This window comes from Streptomyces sp. NBC_00620 (genome assembly GCF_026341825.1).
Classification (GTDB): domain Bacteria; phylum Actinomycetota; class Actinomycetes; order Streptomycetales; family Streptomycetaceae; genus Streptomyces.
This window is the reverse complement of the sequence record NZ_JAPENY010000002.1, coordinates 2,111,022-2,124,659: the sequence shown is the minus strand read 5'-3', so window position 1 is coordinate 2,124,659 and position 13,638 is coordinate 2,111,022. Positions and strand designations below refer to the sequence as shown.

At 71.7% G+C, this 13,638-nt stretch carries 11 protein-coding genes; 7 read left to right on the top strand and 4 right to left on the bottom strand.

Going from position 1 to position 13,638, the window contains the following annotated elements:
• Positions 1-76 precede the first annotated feature (76 nt).
• Positions 77-1,162: an O-antigen ligase gene (locus tag OG246_RS28890; RefSeq protein ID WP_266469750.1), complete on the top strand. Its 1,086-nt coding sequence runs from the start codon at positions 77-79 to the stop codon at positions 1,160-1,162.
• 24 nt (positions 1,163-1,186) lie between these two features.
• On the opposite strand, the gene OG246_RS28885 is transcribed toward OG246_RS28890, so the two are convergent.
• The gene (locus OG246_RS28885) at positions 1,187-1,732 is read right to left on the bottom strand and encodes a hypothetical protein (protein WP_266469748.1); all 546 of its coding nucleotides are present in this window, start codon (positions 1,730-1,732) and stop codon (positions 1,187-1,189) included.
• Between the two features lie 141 nt (positions 1,733-1,873).
• Entirely contained in the window at positions 1,874-2,659 is a 786-nt protein-coding gene (locus tag OG246_RS28880; protein WP_266469746.1) for a glutamate racemase, read from the bottom strand.
• A 58-nt stretch (positions 2,660-2,717) separates the two neighbouring features.
• On the opposite strand from OG246_RS28880, the gene OG246_RS28875 reads away from it, so the two are divergent.
• The gene (locus OG246_RS28875; protein ID WP_266469744.1) at positions 2,718-3,893 is read left to right on the top strand and encodes a glycosyltransferase; all 1,176 of its coding nucleotides are present in this window, start codon (positions 2,718-2,720) and stop codon (positions 3,891-3,893) included.
• Positions 3,894-3,897: 4 nt separating this feature from the next.
• Here the strand turns inward: OG246_RS28875 and OG246_RS28870 are convergent, their stop codons facing one another.
• Positions 3,898-5,160, bottom strand: a complete 1,263-nt coding sequence (locus OG246_RS28870; RefSeq protein WP_266470991.1) for a TerD family protein — start codon at positions 5,158-5,160, stop codon at positions 3,898-3,900.
• 299 nt (positions 5,161-5,459) lie between these two features.
• Here OG246_RS28870 and OG246_RS28865 point away from each other — a divergent pair, with 299 nt between their 5' ends.
• The 4 genes from OG246_RS28865 to OG246_RS28850 all read left to right on the top strand — a co-directional run bounded on the left by OG246_RS28865 (position 5,460) and on the right by OG246_RS28850 (position 10,166).
• The gene (locus OG246_RS28865; protein ID WP_266469742.1) at positions 5,460-5,903 is read left to right on the top strand and encodes a DUF6643 family protein; all 444 of its coding nucleotides are present in this window, start codon (positions 5,460-5,462) and stop codon (positions 5,901-5,903) included.
• Positions 5,904-5,947: 44 nt separating this feature from the next.
• A complete protein-coding gene (locus OG246_RS28860; protein ID WP_266469739.1) occupies positions 5,948-6,775 on the top strand; it encodes an MOSC domain-containing protein in 828 nt (275 codons plus the stop codon).
• A 188-nt stretch (positions 6,776-6,963) separates the two neighbouring features.
• Entirely contained in the window at positions 6,964-7,572 is a 609-nt protein-coding gene (locus tag OG246_RS28855; RefSeq protein ID WP_266469736.1) for a hypothetical protein, read from the top strand.
• A gap of 158 nt (positions 7,573-7,730) precedes the next feature.
• A complete protein-coding gene (locus OG246_RS28850; protein WP_266470989.1) occupies positions 7,731-10,166 on the top strand; it encodes a right-handed parallel beta-helix repeat-containing protein in 2,436 nt (811 codons plus the stop codon).
• Here the strand turns inward: OG246_RS28850 and OG246_RS28845 are convergent.
• Positions 10,136-12,502, bottom strand: a complete 2,367-nt coding sequence (locus OG246_RS28845) for a hypothetical protein (RefSeq protein WP_266469733.1) — start codon at positions 12,500-12,502, stop codon at positions 10,136-10,138. The two genes, OG246_RS28850 and OG246_RS28845, sit on opposite strands and share 31 nt — an antisense overlap.
• Positions 12,503-12,773: 271 nt before the next feature.
• On the opposite strand from OG246_RS28845, the gene OG246_RS28840 reads away from it, so the two are divergent.
• Positions 12,774-13,604, top strand: coding sequence for a DeoR/GlpR family DNA-binding transcription regulator (locus OG246_RS28840; protein ID WP_266469731.1), 831 nt, complete (start codon positions 12,774-12,776; stop codon positions 13,602-13,604).
• Positions 13,605-13,638: the final 34 nt, after the last annotated feature.

Below are 13,638 nucleotides of genomic sequence, written 5' to 3'. Positions count from 1 at the left end.
CTGACGTGCGGCCGGAAGCGGCCTCGACGGCCGGGGCCCGTCACAGTCGGGGGGCGACGGGGTGGGGTCCACGAGGATGACTTCTGCGGCCGATCCCGCGGCCGCGGGCGACAGACGCAACGCATCCGACGTCGCGGGCGTGATCGTGCTCGCGGCGTGCGCGATCTGGTCCTTGGTCACGGCGGGCGCGCACGACGGCCGACCCGAGGGCGTACTCCTGGCGATACTCGCCGTGGCAGCCGGTTACGCCTCGGGACGGATCCTCGGGGCTCTGCTGCCGGTCGCAGCGCCCTGCGCGGGCGCGCTCGCCGGACTCGGCCTCGCGGTCACCGCCCCGCACACCACTCCCGGCCCGCAGATCACCTCGCCGCTCGGACACAGCGGCGCCACGGCCGCGCTGCTGATCCTCTCCGCCGGAGCCGCCTGCTGCGCGGCCTGGGCCGCCCGCCCGCTGGTGCTGCGCTTCGCACTGCGGCTGCTGGCCGCCGGGATCGTGGTGACCGCGGCGGTGCTGGGGTCGACCACGGGAGTCGTCTTGTGCACGGGGGTGCTGTTGTGCTCCCTCGCCGCCGCCCGCATGCGCCGCCGTGCCCTGGGACTGGCCGGCCTCGCGCTCACCACCGCCCTGGTGACGGGAACGACCTGGGCGATAGCCGAGAACGTGCTGCCGGACGGCCTGACCGCCGCTTTGGAAGGGCCACTCACCCAGCACCGGGTCCTGCTCTGGCGCGACGCGCTGCACCTGGCCCGCGAGTATCCGGCTCTTGGCGCCGGCCCCGGGCGCTACGGGGAACTCGGCCCGACGGTCACGCAGTCGCTGTTGCCCGACGGCAAGCCCCACTCCGCGCCTCTGCAGCAGGCGGCCGAGCAGGGCGTGATCGGCGTGGCACTCCTCGCGGCGGTGTTCTGCTGGGTCCTGTACGCCCTGTGGCGCACGCGGCGTCCCACACCGATCGCACTCACGGCGGGCGCGGCCCTGACCGCTCTGGCCGTCGTCGCGTCGGTCGGCAACGCCCTCAGCTTCACCACGGTGACGGCCGGCGCGGGGCTGCTGGCCGGGTTCGCCACGTCACGACCGCTGTCCGAGGAGGTGCCGGAGCTCATCGTCGACACGGGTGGAGTGCCCCCGGCAACCGCCTTCAGCCGCGACGCAGGGGACTGATCAGCCGTAGGACAGGGGGCTGGGTCAGAGCGCCGTGCCTGGCGTGGTCGCGCGCAGGTGGTCGCGGATGATCCGTACGGCCGCCTCCGCGTTGTCCACCGTGATCGTGAACGTATGGCCGTCCCCGAGGAGGAGCACCACGCCCTCGCCACGCCGGACGATGACCGCGGTCCCCATCTCGGGCCGCCAGCGGTAGCCCCAGCCGCCCCACTGGCGGGGGGTGACCGAGGGCGCGAAATCGGCGCCGACGACGTTCGAGAGCGGGATGCGGCGACGCGGCAGCCCTATGTGGCCGCAGCGCACTTCGAGGGAGTCCTTGTCGACCTTCACGGCGACATGCACGAATGCGAGCGTGCCGAAAAGGATCAGCAGTCCTGCCGCGATGCAGCCGACGACGGACATGACTAGCGGGGCACTGCCCGACGTCCACGCGGAGTCGACGGCCAGCTCGATGCCGAGCGCGATGCACGCGGCCCCGCCGAGCGCGGGCAGCCACTGGACACGGTTGGTCGCGCGCCCTGTCCAGATGGCCGGGTGCGAGGTCTTTTTGCCGTGGGGGTGGTCCCTCATGGCAATGAGACTACTCAGGTTCCGCACTGCGGGCACCGGGTTGCGGAGCGTTACTGCTCCGGGTGGACATTCTTCGTACGCAAGGCGTCCGTTTCGTGACCGAGGGTGTCCGAACCGAGGGTGTTCACCGGTGACCGACGGTCAACGCGCGGGGGTGACCGCGGACAGGAGGCGGCCTTCCTCGTAGGCCAGCGCGGCAGCGGGAAGCGCGCCCTCCTGGCCGCTGAGGAGCACTGTGAGAGAGCCGACGGCGGGGGCCTCCGGGGCCGGGACCTCGCCGATCCTGCGCAGCGCCTGGGCGGCGACCGCTCCGGCGGAGCCATGCAGGACGAGCGGCGGCAGGCCCGGCTGCTGTACGGCGTCGCGGATGCGGTCGGCGACCAGCTCGTAATGGGTGCAGCCCAGGACAACGGCCCTTACATCGTCGGGGGTGCGAGCGGCGGCCGCGGCGATCGCGGCGTCGACGGCCTCCTGGTCCGCGTGCTCCACGGCTTCGGCGAGACCGGGGCAGGCCACCTCGGTGACGTCCACTCCGTCCGCGAACTCGCGGATGAGACCCCGCTGGTAGGGGCTGCCGGTGGTGAGGGGCGTGGCCCAGATCGCGACGGGTCCGCCGCCGGCCGCGGCCGGTTTGATCGCCGGGACGGTGCCGATGACGGGCACCCCCGGCTCCAGACGGGCGCGCAGGGCGGGCAGGGCGCGCACGGAGGCGGTGTTGCAGGCGACGATCAGCGCGTCCGGGTGGTGCTGCGCGGCGGCCTCGGCGACGGCGAGGGCCCGTGCGGTCACGTCTTCCGCTGTGCGAGGTCCCCAGGGCATGCTGCCGGGGTCCGAGGAGAGGATGAGATCGGCGTCGGGCCGCAGGCGGCGTACCGCGGCAGCGGCGGCGAGTAGTCCCGTACCGGAGTCCATGAGCGCGATCTTCACCCGGTCACCATAGACGATCCGCCTCAACGGGCCGCTGGGGTGGGGCAGACTGCGGCGGGTGAGCGCCGTTGTGTGGACCGCTGTCGGATCACTGGCCGCCTGGCTGTGGCTGCTGCTCGGCCAGGGCTTCTTCTGGCGTACGGATGTGAGACTGCCGCCGCGCGGGGAGCCCGACGACTGGCCGTCCGTCTGTGTCGTCGTACCGGCGCGTGACGAGGCCGCCGTGCTGCCGGACAGCCTGCCCTCGCTCCTCGCACAGGACTATCCGGGGCGGGCCGAAATCTTCCTCGTGGACGACGGCAGCTCGGACGGCACCGGGGAGCTGGCCCGTGAGCTGGCGCGGCTGCACGGCGGGCTGCCGCTCACCGTCGGCTCGCCCGGGGAACCGCCCGCGGGCTGGACGGGCAAGCTCTGGGCGGTGCGCCACGGCATCGGTCTGGCACGCGCGCGTGCACCCGAATATCTGCTGCTGACGGACGCCGACATCGCCCATGCGCCGGACAGCCTGCGGGAGTTGGTGGCGGCGGCGCGCACCGGCGGATTCGACCTGGTCTCGCAGATGGCCCGGCTGCGGGTGGAAAGCGTGTGGGAGCGGCTCGTCGTACCCGCTTTCGTCTACTTCTTCGCCCAGCTCTACCCGTTCCGCCGGATCGCCGTGCGGGGCTCGCGCACGGCTGCCGCGGCGGGCGGCTGCGTCCTGCTGCGTGAGGACGCGGCCGAGCGGGCGCGGATTCCGGACGCCATCCGCCATGCCGTCATCGACGACGTCGCGCTCGCGAGGGCGGTCAAGGGGGGTGGCGGCCACATCTGGCTGGGGCTGGCGGAGCGAGTGGACAGCGTCCGCCCGTATCCGCGCCTGCACGACCTGTGGCGGATGGTCTCGCGCAGCGCGTACGCCCAGCTGCGGCACAATCCGCTGCTGCTCACCGGGACGGTCGCCGGCCTCGCCGTCGTCTACCTGGTGCCGCCGATCGCGCTCTTCGTGGGCCTCGCCACGGGGAGTGCGTGGGCGGCGACGGCCGGGGGGCTCGCCTGGCTGCTGATGACGGCGACGTATCTGCCGATGCTGCGCTACTACCGGCAGCCCCTGTGGTTGGCTCCGCTGCTGCCCGTCACGGCGTTCCTGTATCTCCTCATGACGGTCGATTCCGCGGTGCAGCACTACAGGGGGCGGGGCGCCGCCTGGAAGGGCCGCACCTACGCCCGTCCCGACACCGCCCTGGACGAGAGCTGACCGCTCACTTCCGGCCGGGGGTCCAGTTCATGCCCCACCCGTAGGCGTAGTCGACGGTGCGCTGGGGGCTCACTCCGCGCTCGGGGACCAGGAACCGGGCCTCACGCTGGACGATCAGATCGCCGCCATTGCTCGTGATGAGGGCGAGGGCGCAGACGGTCGAGGGCACTGTGCACTCACCGAGCGAGAAGTCGATCGGGGCACCGTTCAGCGGCTGGAGGGTGACCGTGGCGTTCAGGTCGGCGAAGGAACGTGCTCCTTCGTAGATGGTCACGAAGATGAGGATGCGCCGGAAGCTCTGCTTGTGGTCGAGGTTGATGGACAGGTTCTCGCCGCTCGCCGACGCACCGGTGCGGTCGTCGCCGTCGAGATGGATGTACGGCGGCTGGTGCAGCGCTCCGTAGGCGTTGCCGAGCGCCTGGACGACTCCCTTGCGGCCGTCGGACAGCTCGTACAGCGCGCAGAGGTCGAGGTCGAGATCCGCGTGCATCGCGACAGCCCGGCCCAGCTTGCTGCCCCACCCCGAGAACTGCTTGCGCACCTCCCAGTTGAGGTTCACGCGCATGGCGCCGGACGTGCCGCCCTGCTTGCTCAGCGAGACCGACGGGGCCTCCTTGGTGAGCGTGACCTTGGTCAGGCGTACCGGGGTCGGAGGTGCCGTCGGCGGGACGGGCGGCGGCGTGGGGACGGGCTGGGCAGCGGGCCGCGCCATGGTCACCGGCGGAGCCGCGGGCTGTGCCGCGTGCTGCGGTTCGTCCACCGTGATCCCGTAATCCGTGGCCAGCCCTTCCAGACCGCTGCTGTACCCCTGTCCGACGGCGCGGAACTTCCAGGCGCCCTGGCGCCGGTAGAACTCGCCGAGCACGAACGCGGTCTCGACGGTGGCGTCTGCGCTGTCGAAGCGGGCGACCTCGGTGCCGCGCTGTGCGTCGAGCACTCGGACGTACAGTCCGGGCACCTGCCCGAAGGGGCCGCCGTCCGTGGAGGCGGCCAGCACCACGGTCTCGATCGCGGGCTCCACGCGCGCGAGGTCGATGAGCAGGGTGTCGGTCACCTGGCCGCCCGCGTCCCGCTTGCCCTCGTGCCGCACGGCGCCGGAGGAATGCTCCGGCTGGTTGTAGAAGACGAAATCGCCGTCCGACCGGACCCTTCCGGAGACCAGCAGCAGCGCGGAGGCATCCGCGTCGGGCACCCCTGGTCCTGAACGCCATCCCAATTCGACGCGCAAGGCGGTCGTCGGCACGGGAACATTCGATCCCTTAGGCATTGACATGTACGCCCCCATCACATGCTCTCCGCGCCGGGCCGCGCCTCGGGCAGTCCGCCGACTCCACTCCCGCCAAACCTAATCCCCCGCGTACCGAACTCCCATGATCCGCACCGGAAGATCGGTGGTCAACCGCCGGTAACCTCCCAGGTACTCGGCCTTTACACGATCTGAACGCGCTTTGGTGCCCTTTTTTGCCGAGTTCGCTCGCATTGGGGATCCCGCGTCACTGCCGACACGGAAAACAACCCTCTTATCGGTCTCCCCAACCAGCACATCGTGGGCTTAACTTATGTGCCATGACCTCCCCCCGCTCCACCTATGGCGGCGGTTACTACTCCGCGCCGTCCTTCCCGGACACCCCGATCTACGACTCGCTCGTCGCCGAGCGGGGGACTCCCCAGATCGCCCCGATCCGGGTCCCCGCCGCCTACGACACGGGCAACCACCTGCCCGCGCTTCCTTCGGCACTTCCCGCCCTGCCGGCCGGACCCTCGTATCAGGCCCAGGCCCCGATGTACGGCTACCCGCAGGCCCAGCAGCCCGCACCGCTGCAGCAGGCCCCCGCGCCCTACATTCCGCAACAGGCCGGTGCCCCGCGCGGCTACCCGGGCGCCCAGCCCCAGCAGCAGCGCCCGATGGCGCCCGGCACGGGCTACGAGGCGATGCGCCCCGCAGCCCCCCGTCCCACTCCGGCTCCTTACCAGGATCCGTACAACGGCCAGCAGTACCGCGGGTACTGAGGCATTCGCACCGGATTGTCGGTGCCTGCTGGCAAGATTGCGCCATGGGGAACGCGGAGCTGCACTCGATTCATGTCCATCCGGTCAAGGCGTTCAGGGGCCAGGAGCCCCGGGAAGCCCTGGTGGAGCCCTGGGGGCTGGCCGGAGACCGACGCTGGGTGCTGATCGACGACGGGGGAAAGGTCGTCACGCAACGCCAGCAGCCTCGTCTGGCGCTGGCCGCCGCCGAGCTTCTGCCCGGCGGCGGCGTTCGTCTGTCCGCATCGGGCCGTGAGCCGGTGACCGTCCCCGTGCCGGAGCCGATGGGCACGACGACGCTGAACATTTTCGGGACCAAGGTGGAAGCGGTCCTCGCCGACGACACCGCGCACGACTGGTGCAGCGACTATCTGGGCGCGGACGTGCGCCTCCTGCACATGGACGCCCCCGCCACCCGCCGCCCCATCGACGACCCTCCGCACGCCTTGCCGGGCGAGACCGTCAGTCTCGCCGACGGCTATCCGCTGCTGCTCACCACGCTGGCCTCGCTCGACGCCCTCAACTCCCTCATCGCCCAGGGCGATCACGCGGACGAGGGTCCGCTGCCCATGAACCGTTTCCGGCCGAACGTGGTTGTGGCGGGCACGGCGGCCTGGGCCGAGGACGACTGGTCGCGGATCGCTATAGGCGCGGTCAACTTCCGGGTCGCCAAGATGTGCGGAAGGTGCGTCGTCACCACTACCGACCAGGGCACCGCCCAGCGCGGCAAGGAGCCGCTGCGGACCCTCGGGCGCCACCGCCGCTTCGGGGACCGGCTGGTCTTCGGGCAGAACCTGGTGCCTGAGTCTGTGGGCACGGTGCGGATCGGCGACGCGGTCACCGTCCTCGAATAACCCGCCCGGCCAAGTTCCGTGAATAGGCCACGCACATCGGGAACCCGGCTCCCAGGCACGGTCGTTGAGACTTCGTGAGAAGTTCATAAAAGGCCCAGGGCGGGGTGATTTCGCTCTCTCTTCCCCGGACTCGACGAGCGAACGACTCCGCGGTGGGTTATCACGGAAGCGGAAGGGGGTGCGGAACGGTGCGAGCAATCGGCGGACTCTGGCGTTGGCGGCACAACCCACTGCGCCGCAGGACCGATCTGGTCGAGGCCTGGCTGGCCCTGGCCGCCATCGTGCTGATCCTCGCTGTCGCCCCTCTCGTCGGAGCCGCTGTCGGAGCCTCCGCCCAGAGCGCCCTGCAGCAGTCCGTACAGGACCAGCGCGAGGCCCGCCACGAAGTGGTGGCCACAGTCGTCAAGAAGGCGGCCCGCAACCCGCTGCTCGACCCGGACCCCGAGACAGCCTCGGGACGGGACTCCCACAGCCGTGTAGTGGCCAACTGGACGGCACCGGACGGCACCGGACAGCATGGCACGGTGACGGCCGCCATCAAGTCCCCAGCACCCGGGGACCACTTCACGATCTGGACCGACCCGCACGGCCGAATAGTGGGCCGCCCGCTGGACGGTGCCACCGCGACGACACACGCCGTGCTGGCCGGGTTCGGCGCGGCCGTGCTGGCCGTGGGACTCGTCGAGGGCGGCAGGCGGCTGATCGTCTGGCGCATGGTCCTTCGCCGGTACGCCCGTTGGGACCGTGCCTGGGACAAGGCGGGGCCCGACTGGGGCAGGACCGGCGCGGGCAGCTGACAGCCTTCCCACTCCGGTCAACCCGGTGTCCCCGCGCACGCTACGGTGGACCGGCGGAGGTCTTCGGCACCGTCGTGAGAGGCTTTCCGTCATGCCGACGGGCTTTCCGGTCGGCCTCGCAGGACCCGCGTATGACGAGGTGGGGACAGAACAGCGCCATGGCACAGGGCACGGTCCAGGTGACGCACACCGGCACCTCGCGGTGGCGGCGCCGCACGGGTGAGTACGCATCGCTGGCCGCCGCTCTGGAGGCGGCGGGCGACGGTGACGTTCTCACTGTCGCTCCGGGCACCTACCGCGAGAATCTGGTGGTCGAGCGCGCGGTGACGTTGCGCGGCCCCGAAGGCTCCCCCGGTTCCGTGCGCATCGCGCCGGTCGACGGAGTGCCGCTGACCGTGCGCGCCTCCGCCGTGGTCCAGGACCTGCATGTGGAGGGCCAGGACTCGGCCTCGCCCGCGCTGCTCGTCGAGGAGGGCACCCCCGAACTGCTCGACGTGCGGATCGTCACGCGCTCCGCCGCCGGGATCGAGGTGCGCGGCGGCGCCCGCCCGACCGTGCGCCGCTGCACGGTCGACAATCCGGCCGGTATCGGCATCGCCGTACTGGACGGCGGCGGTGGGGTGTTCGAGGAGTGCGAGGTCGTCGCGGCAGGCCAGTCGGGCGTGGCGGTCCGCGGAGGCGGCCGTCCGCGTCTGGAGCGCTGCCGGGTGCACCACGCCTCCGGAGCGGGCCTGTCGGCGACCGGCGAGGGCTCGTCGCTGGAAGCCGTCGGCTGCGAGGTGTACGAGGTCAAGGGCTCCGGAGTGCAGATCACCGGGCGTGCCACGGCACATCTCACCGACTGCGATGTGCACCGTACGACCGGGGACGGCATCACCCTCGACACGGACGCGGTCCTCACGCTCGCCGACTGCCGCATCCACGACATCCCGGAGAACGCGGTCGACCTGCGCTCACGCTCGGTCCTCACGCTGACGCGCACCACCGTGCGGCAGTTCGGGCGCAACGGCCTGTCGGTCTGGGACCCGGGCACGCGCGTGGACGCCAACCAGTGCGAGATCTTCGACAGCACGGGCGACTACCCCGCGGTGTGGATCAGCGACGGCGCCACGGCCGTGCTCGACTCGTGCCGGGTGCACGACGTGCCGGACGCTCTGTTCGTCCTCGACCGCGGTTCACGCGCGGACGTCGTCGACTGCGACCTGTCGCAGGTGCGGAACACGGCCGTGTCGGTGAGTGACGGCGCGACGGCGCAGCTCGACGACTGCCGTATCCGGGACGCCGCGACGGGCGCCTGGTTCCGCGACCACGGCAGCGGCGGCACCCTGTCCGGCTGCACCGTGGACGGCACCCAGACCGGCGTGATCGTCACCAAGGGCGCCGATCCGACCATCGAGCGCTGCACGGTCACCTCACCCGCCGAGGCGGGCTTCTATGTGTCCGCGGGTGGCCGGGGCAGCTTCCTCAACTGCCGGGTGACGGACAGCGGGGGCTACGGCTTCCATGTGATCGACGGCTGCCGCGCGACCCTGAAGAAGTGCCGTACGGAGCGGTGCGCGCGCGGGGGTTTCGACTTCGCCGACGCCGGCACCGCACCGGGCGCGGGCGACGGACCGGTCGTGGAGGACTGCACGAGCGACGAGAGCGCGGGACTGCGGTCCCCGGCGCACGAGACCGCCGTACAGACGTCGAGCGCCTCCGCGGGACTGCTGGGCGCGATCCCGGGCCAGCGCACCACCGAGCAGGAGCCCCTCGTCGCCGCGCAGGAGCCCGAGCAGCCGACGCGTTCACCGAAGGCCGTCCTCGGTGAACTCGACGCGCTGGTGGGCCTGGAGAGCGTCAAGCGCGAGGTGCGGGCCCTGACCGACATGATCGAGGTGGGCCGCCGCCGCCAGCTTGCGGGCCTCAAGGCGGCCTCCGCCCGGCGGCATCTGGTCTTCACCGGCTCCCCCGGCACCGGCAAGACCACGGTCGGGCGGCTGTACGGCGAGATCCTCGCCTCGCTCGGTGTCCTGGAGAAGGGGCATCTCGTCGAGGTGTCCCGCGTGGACCTGGTCGGCGAGCACATCGGTTCCACTGCGATCCGTACGCAGGAAGCGTTCGACAAGGCGCGCGGCGGGGTCCTGTTCATCGACGAGGCGTACGCGCTGTCGCCGGAGGACTCGGGCCGCGACTTCGGGCGTGAGGCCATCGACACGCTGGTCAAGCTGATGGAGGACCACCGGGAGGCGGTGGTCGTGATCGTGGCGGGCTACACCGCCGAGATGGAGCGGTTCCTCACCGTCAACCCCGGTGTGGCGTCCCGCTTCTCACGGACCATCACCTTCAGCGACTACGACCCCGACGAGCTGCTGCGGATCGTGGAGCAGCAGGCCGAGGAGCACGAGTACCAACTGGCCCCGGGGGCACCCGAGGCGCTGCTGAAGTACTTCACGGCGATCCCCAAGGGGCCGGCTTTCGGCAACGGCCGCACCGCGCGGCAGACGTTCGAGTCGATGGTCGAGCGGCACGCGGGGCGGGTCGCCCAGCTGGAGGAGCCGAGCAAGGACGACCTCACCCTGCTTTATTCGGAGGATCTGCCGGACCTGCCCTGAGGCGCGCCGTCGTCCCGCGCGCGCGGGACCGGCACGTCCGGCGTCAGCCGCGCCAGCAGTTGTCCCCGCTCCTCGGCGAACGCCGGGTCCGCCTGGTAGTCGGAGTGGCCCAGGATCGGCGCGGGCAGCGGGTGCTGAGCGGTGCGTCCATAGGCGAGCGGGTCCTTGAGGGGCTCGCGGTCGACCTGGGGGCCGCAGTCGCCGGGCAGCTGGACGCCGCCGCCGATGGGGTCCGTCGGCCGGTAGAGATTGCGCCAGCAGGCGACCTCGCGGTGCAGGGAACTGAGGGCGGCCGGGCCGAAGTGGGCCGGGAACCAGCGCCCGTACAGGCGTTCCAGCGGTGAGCCGTAGGTGAGGAGCGCGACCCGTTTGCGTACGGACGGCTTCAGCTGCCAGGCCGCCGCGGCGGCCAGCACGCTGCCCTGGGAGTGCCCGGAGATCACGAGCCGCCCGCCGGTGGCGCGGGTCCAGGTCGCCATGCGCCAGGTCAGGTCGGGCACGGCGCGCTCGGCGTAGCAGGGCGGCGCGAAGGGGTGGGCGGCGCGCGGCCAGAAGGTGCCGACGTCCCAGAGGATGCCGATGGTGCGGCGGGCCGCCGGGTCCTTGTAGGCGCGGCGGCCCCAGGTGACGAACAGTATGAAGCCGAGGCCGATCAGCCAGGAGCCGAGCGCCTGCGCGGTCTCCGCGGCGCCCTGGACGAAGGCGTACGTCCCTCGCGCGGCCTCGCTCGGCGGGTCCTCGGTCGCCAGCGCTCCCGCGAGAGCACCGGCGCCGAGCAGCCACGTCACGGACGCGATGACGGCGACCATGAGGGGTGCCCTGTCGGTGAGGGAGGCCATCGCGCGTGTGTTCGCGATGCGGCGCGTACGGGCGGGGTCCTTGGCCGCCCCTTCGTAGTCGAGCTCCACGCCGCCCATCTCCCGGTTTCGCAGCTGCCAGGTGCGCCAGGCCAGCCAGCCGATGAGAAACGCGAGCACGACGAGCACCGCGGGGATCGTGGAGGCCTGCCAGGTCAGCAGGACGGGTGGGCCCGGGATCGAGCTCCGGGTGCCGTCCAGCCAGTCGGCGACGCGCTGGGCCACCCCGCCGGACATCACACCGCCCAGCGCGCAGGCCAGCATCGCGACGGCGGGGCCGGCCAGACCACGCATCGCGGTGCGCGTGTCGGGTCGGGCGCGGAACAGGATGTGGGCCACCACGCCGAGCGCGATGACGAGTACGCCCTCAAAGAGCGCGATGCCGCCGAAGGTCATGTCGCCGGGCAGCCGCCCCTCCGAGTTCCAGCCGGGCCGCGACCAACCGGCGTACAGCAGGGTCAGGACCAGCAGGATGACGGAGCCCATGGGCAGCAGGCGCACCAGTGACCGGTCGAGTTCCTTGTCGAGACGGTTCTCGCTGCGGCCCCTGCGGCACACCACCCACAGCACGACGGCGAAGCCCACGACGAGGGTCACTTCCAGGAGCCGGCCCAGGGCCTCCAGCACAGCGGGGCCGCCCGACGCCTGGTCGTAGCGCGCCGCGGAGGTGCCGACCGCCGCCGCGACCGTCAGCAGCCCCGCGGCGGTGTGTGCGGCGCGCAGCCGGGCCACCAGGCGGCGCCCGTACCAGAACCCGGGCCGGCCGAGCCCCGTCCGGCCGGTCTCCTCGTCGGGCTCGGCCTTGCGGGACATCGGCTGCTGCGACTCGTACGCGCTCCAGGTGCGGTGGGACAGGTACCAGAGGAGGCCGGTCAGCGCGGTGGGCACCAGGCAGGCCAGGGCGAGGCGGCGGCCCGGTTGGCTCCACCAGCCGTCGGCGGACGCGTCCGGTGAGAGGAACGCCAGCCAGGAGTGCTCCTCGGCGCACGCGCGCGTGCCCGCGCACTGCCAGGCGGCCAGGTCTAGGGCGACCTCGCAGGCGGCGGCGACCAGGAGCACCGTGAGGGTGAGTCCGGCCAGGCGGACGAGCAGGCCGTACAGGCGGACCGTGCGCTTGCGGCCGCGGGTGGTGGGGCGCATCCAGTGCGCGAGGTTGACCACCATGAAGGGCAGCAGCAACAGCCACAGGGCGCGGGAGCCGTTGCCGGACGTGAGGTTGCACCACACGTAGGCCTCGGGCACCGGTTGGCCGCGGTCGGCGTCTGGACGCTGCTCCGCGTCGGCGTCCGCGATGCGCCGGTAGACGGCCGCCGTGTCGTCGCCGGTGACACGGACTGTCCGGGGGTCGTCGAGCATCTCCTCCGGTGAGGCGCCGCCGACTCCGTGAACCAGGAGTTCAAGGGCTGTCGCAGCCGCTTCGGGCCGCTGTGCGGGGCTGCCGAGCTCCCCCGTCGAACCGTTTTCCCGTGCACGTTCCACTGTTCCGCACTTCCCCCGTGCCACGTCTTTCCCCTGTGTCATGTGCAGGCACAAGGATCTCGCCCAAGGGCCGTACGCACACCTGTAGTCACGGAATCTCCCCGATTCGTGTGACAGCTCCTCGACGGGAGTCCGTACGGGCAGTGGCGCGCCTGTCTGTGACCCGTGCGAGGATGAGGCGTCCTCCAGACCTAGGACAGGGAGAATGTCCACGTGGGAGTGGGTTCGGACGCAGTGTCGGGCAGGCTGAGGCGAAAGGACCGGAGCGGACGTGAGTGAGAATCAGAACCTCCTCGCAGAGCAGCGTCGCGCCCTGATCATCGACGAAGTACGACGGCGCGGTGGCGTCCGTGTGAACGAACTGACCCGCAGGCTCGGCGTCTCCGACATGACGGTCCGCCGCGACCTGGACGCCCTCGCCCGCCAGGGTGTGCTGGAGAAGGTGCACGGCGGCGCGGTGCCGGTGGCCGAGGCGAGCACGCACGAGCCGGGCTTCGAGGCCAAGTCGGGTCTGGAGCTGACCGCCAAGGAGGACATCGCGCGCGCCGCGGCCGAGTTCGTCGCGCCGGGCACGGCGATCGCACTCTCGGGCGGTACGACGACGTACGCGCTGGCCCAGCATCTCCTGGACGTCCCGGACCTGACCGTGGTCACCAACTCGGTGCGTGTGGCGGACGTGTTCCACTCGGCGCAGCGCGTCTCCGGTCAGCGGCAGGGCGCCGCCACTGTCGTCCTGACCGGCGGGGTGCGCACACCGTCCGACTCCCTCGTGGGACCGGTGGCCGACCAGGCCATCGCGGCGCTCCACTTCGACGTGCTGTTCCTCGGGGTGCACGGGATATCGGTCGAAGCGGGCCTGTCGACGCCGAACCTGGCGGAGGCCGAGACGAACAGGCGGCTGGTGCAGTCCGCTCGGCGTGTCGTCGTGGTCGCCGACCACACCAAGTGGGGCACCGTGGGCCTGAGTTCGTTCGCCGCGCTGGAGCAGGTCGACACGCTGGTCACCGACGCGGGGCTGCCTGCCGAGGCCCGCGCGGAGATCTCGGAACACCTCAGGCGCCTGGTGGTGGCCGGTGAACCCGGAGACGGTACAGACATCTGACGGTCCGCCAGTTAGGGTGACGCTGCCCCCGGGC

Excerpts from the sequence above, each read along its gene's own strand:
- OG246_RS28865 (WP_266469742.1), top strand. The coding sequence starts at position 5,460 with ATGACCTCCCCCCGCTCCACCTATGGCGGCGGTTACTACTCCGCGCCG.
- OG246_RS28885 (WP_266469748.1), bottom strand. The coding sequence starts at position 1,732 with ATGAGGGACCACCCCCACGGCAAAAAGACCTCGCACCCGGCCATCTGG.
- OG246_RS28890 (WP_266469750.1), top strand. The coding sequence starts at position 77 with ATGACTTCTGCGGCCGATCCCGCGGCCGCGGGCGACAGACGCAACGCA.
- OG246_RS28870 (WP_266470991.1), bottom strand. The coding sequence starts at position 5,160 with ATGCCTAAGGGATCGAATGTTCCCGTGCCGACGACCGCCTTGCGCGTC.
- OG246_RS28860 (WP_266469739.1), top strand. The coding sequence starts at position 5,948 with ATGGGGAACGCGGAGCTGCACTCGATTCATGTCCATCCGGTCAAGGCG.
- OG246_RS28850 (WP_266470989.1), top strand. The coding sequence starts at position 7,731 with ATGGCACAGGGCACGGTCCAGGTGACGCACACCGGCACCTCGCGGTGG.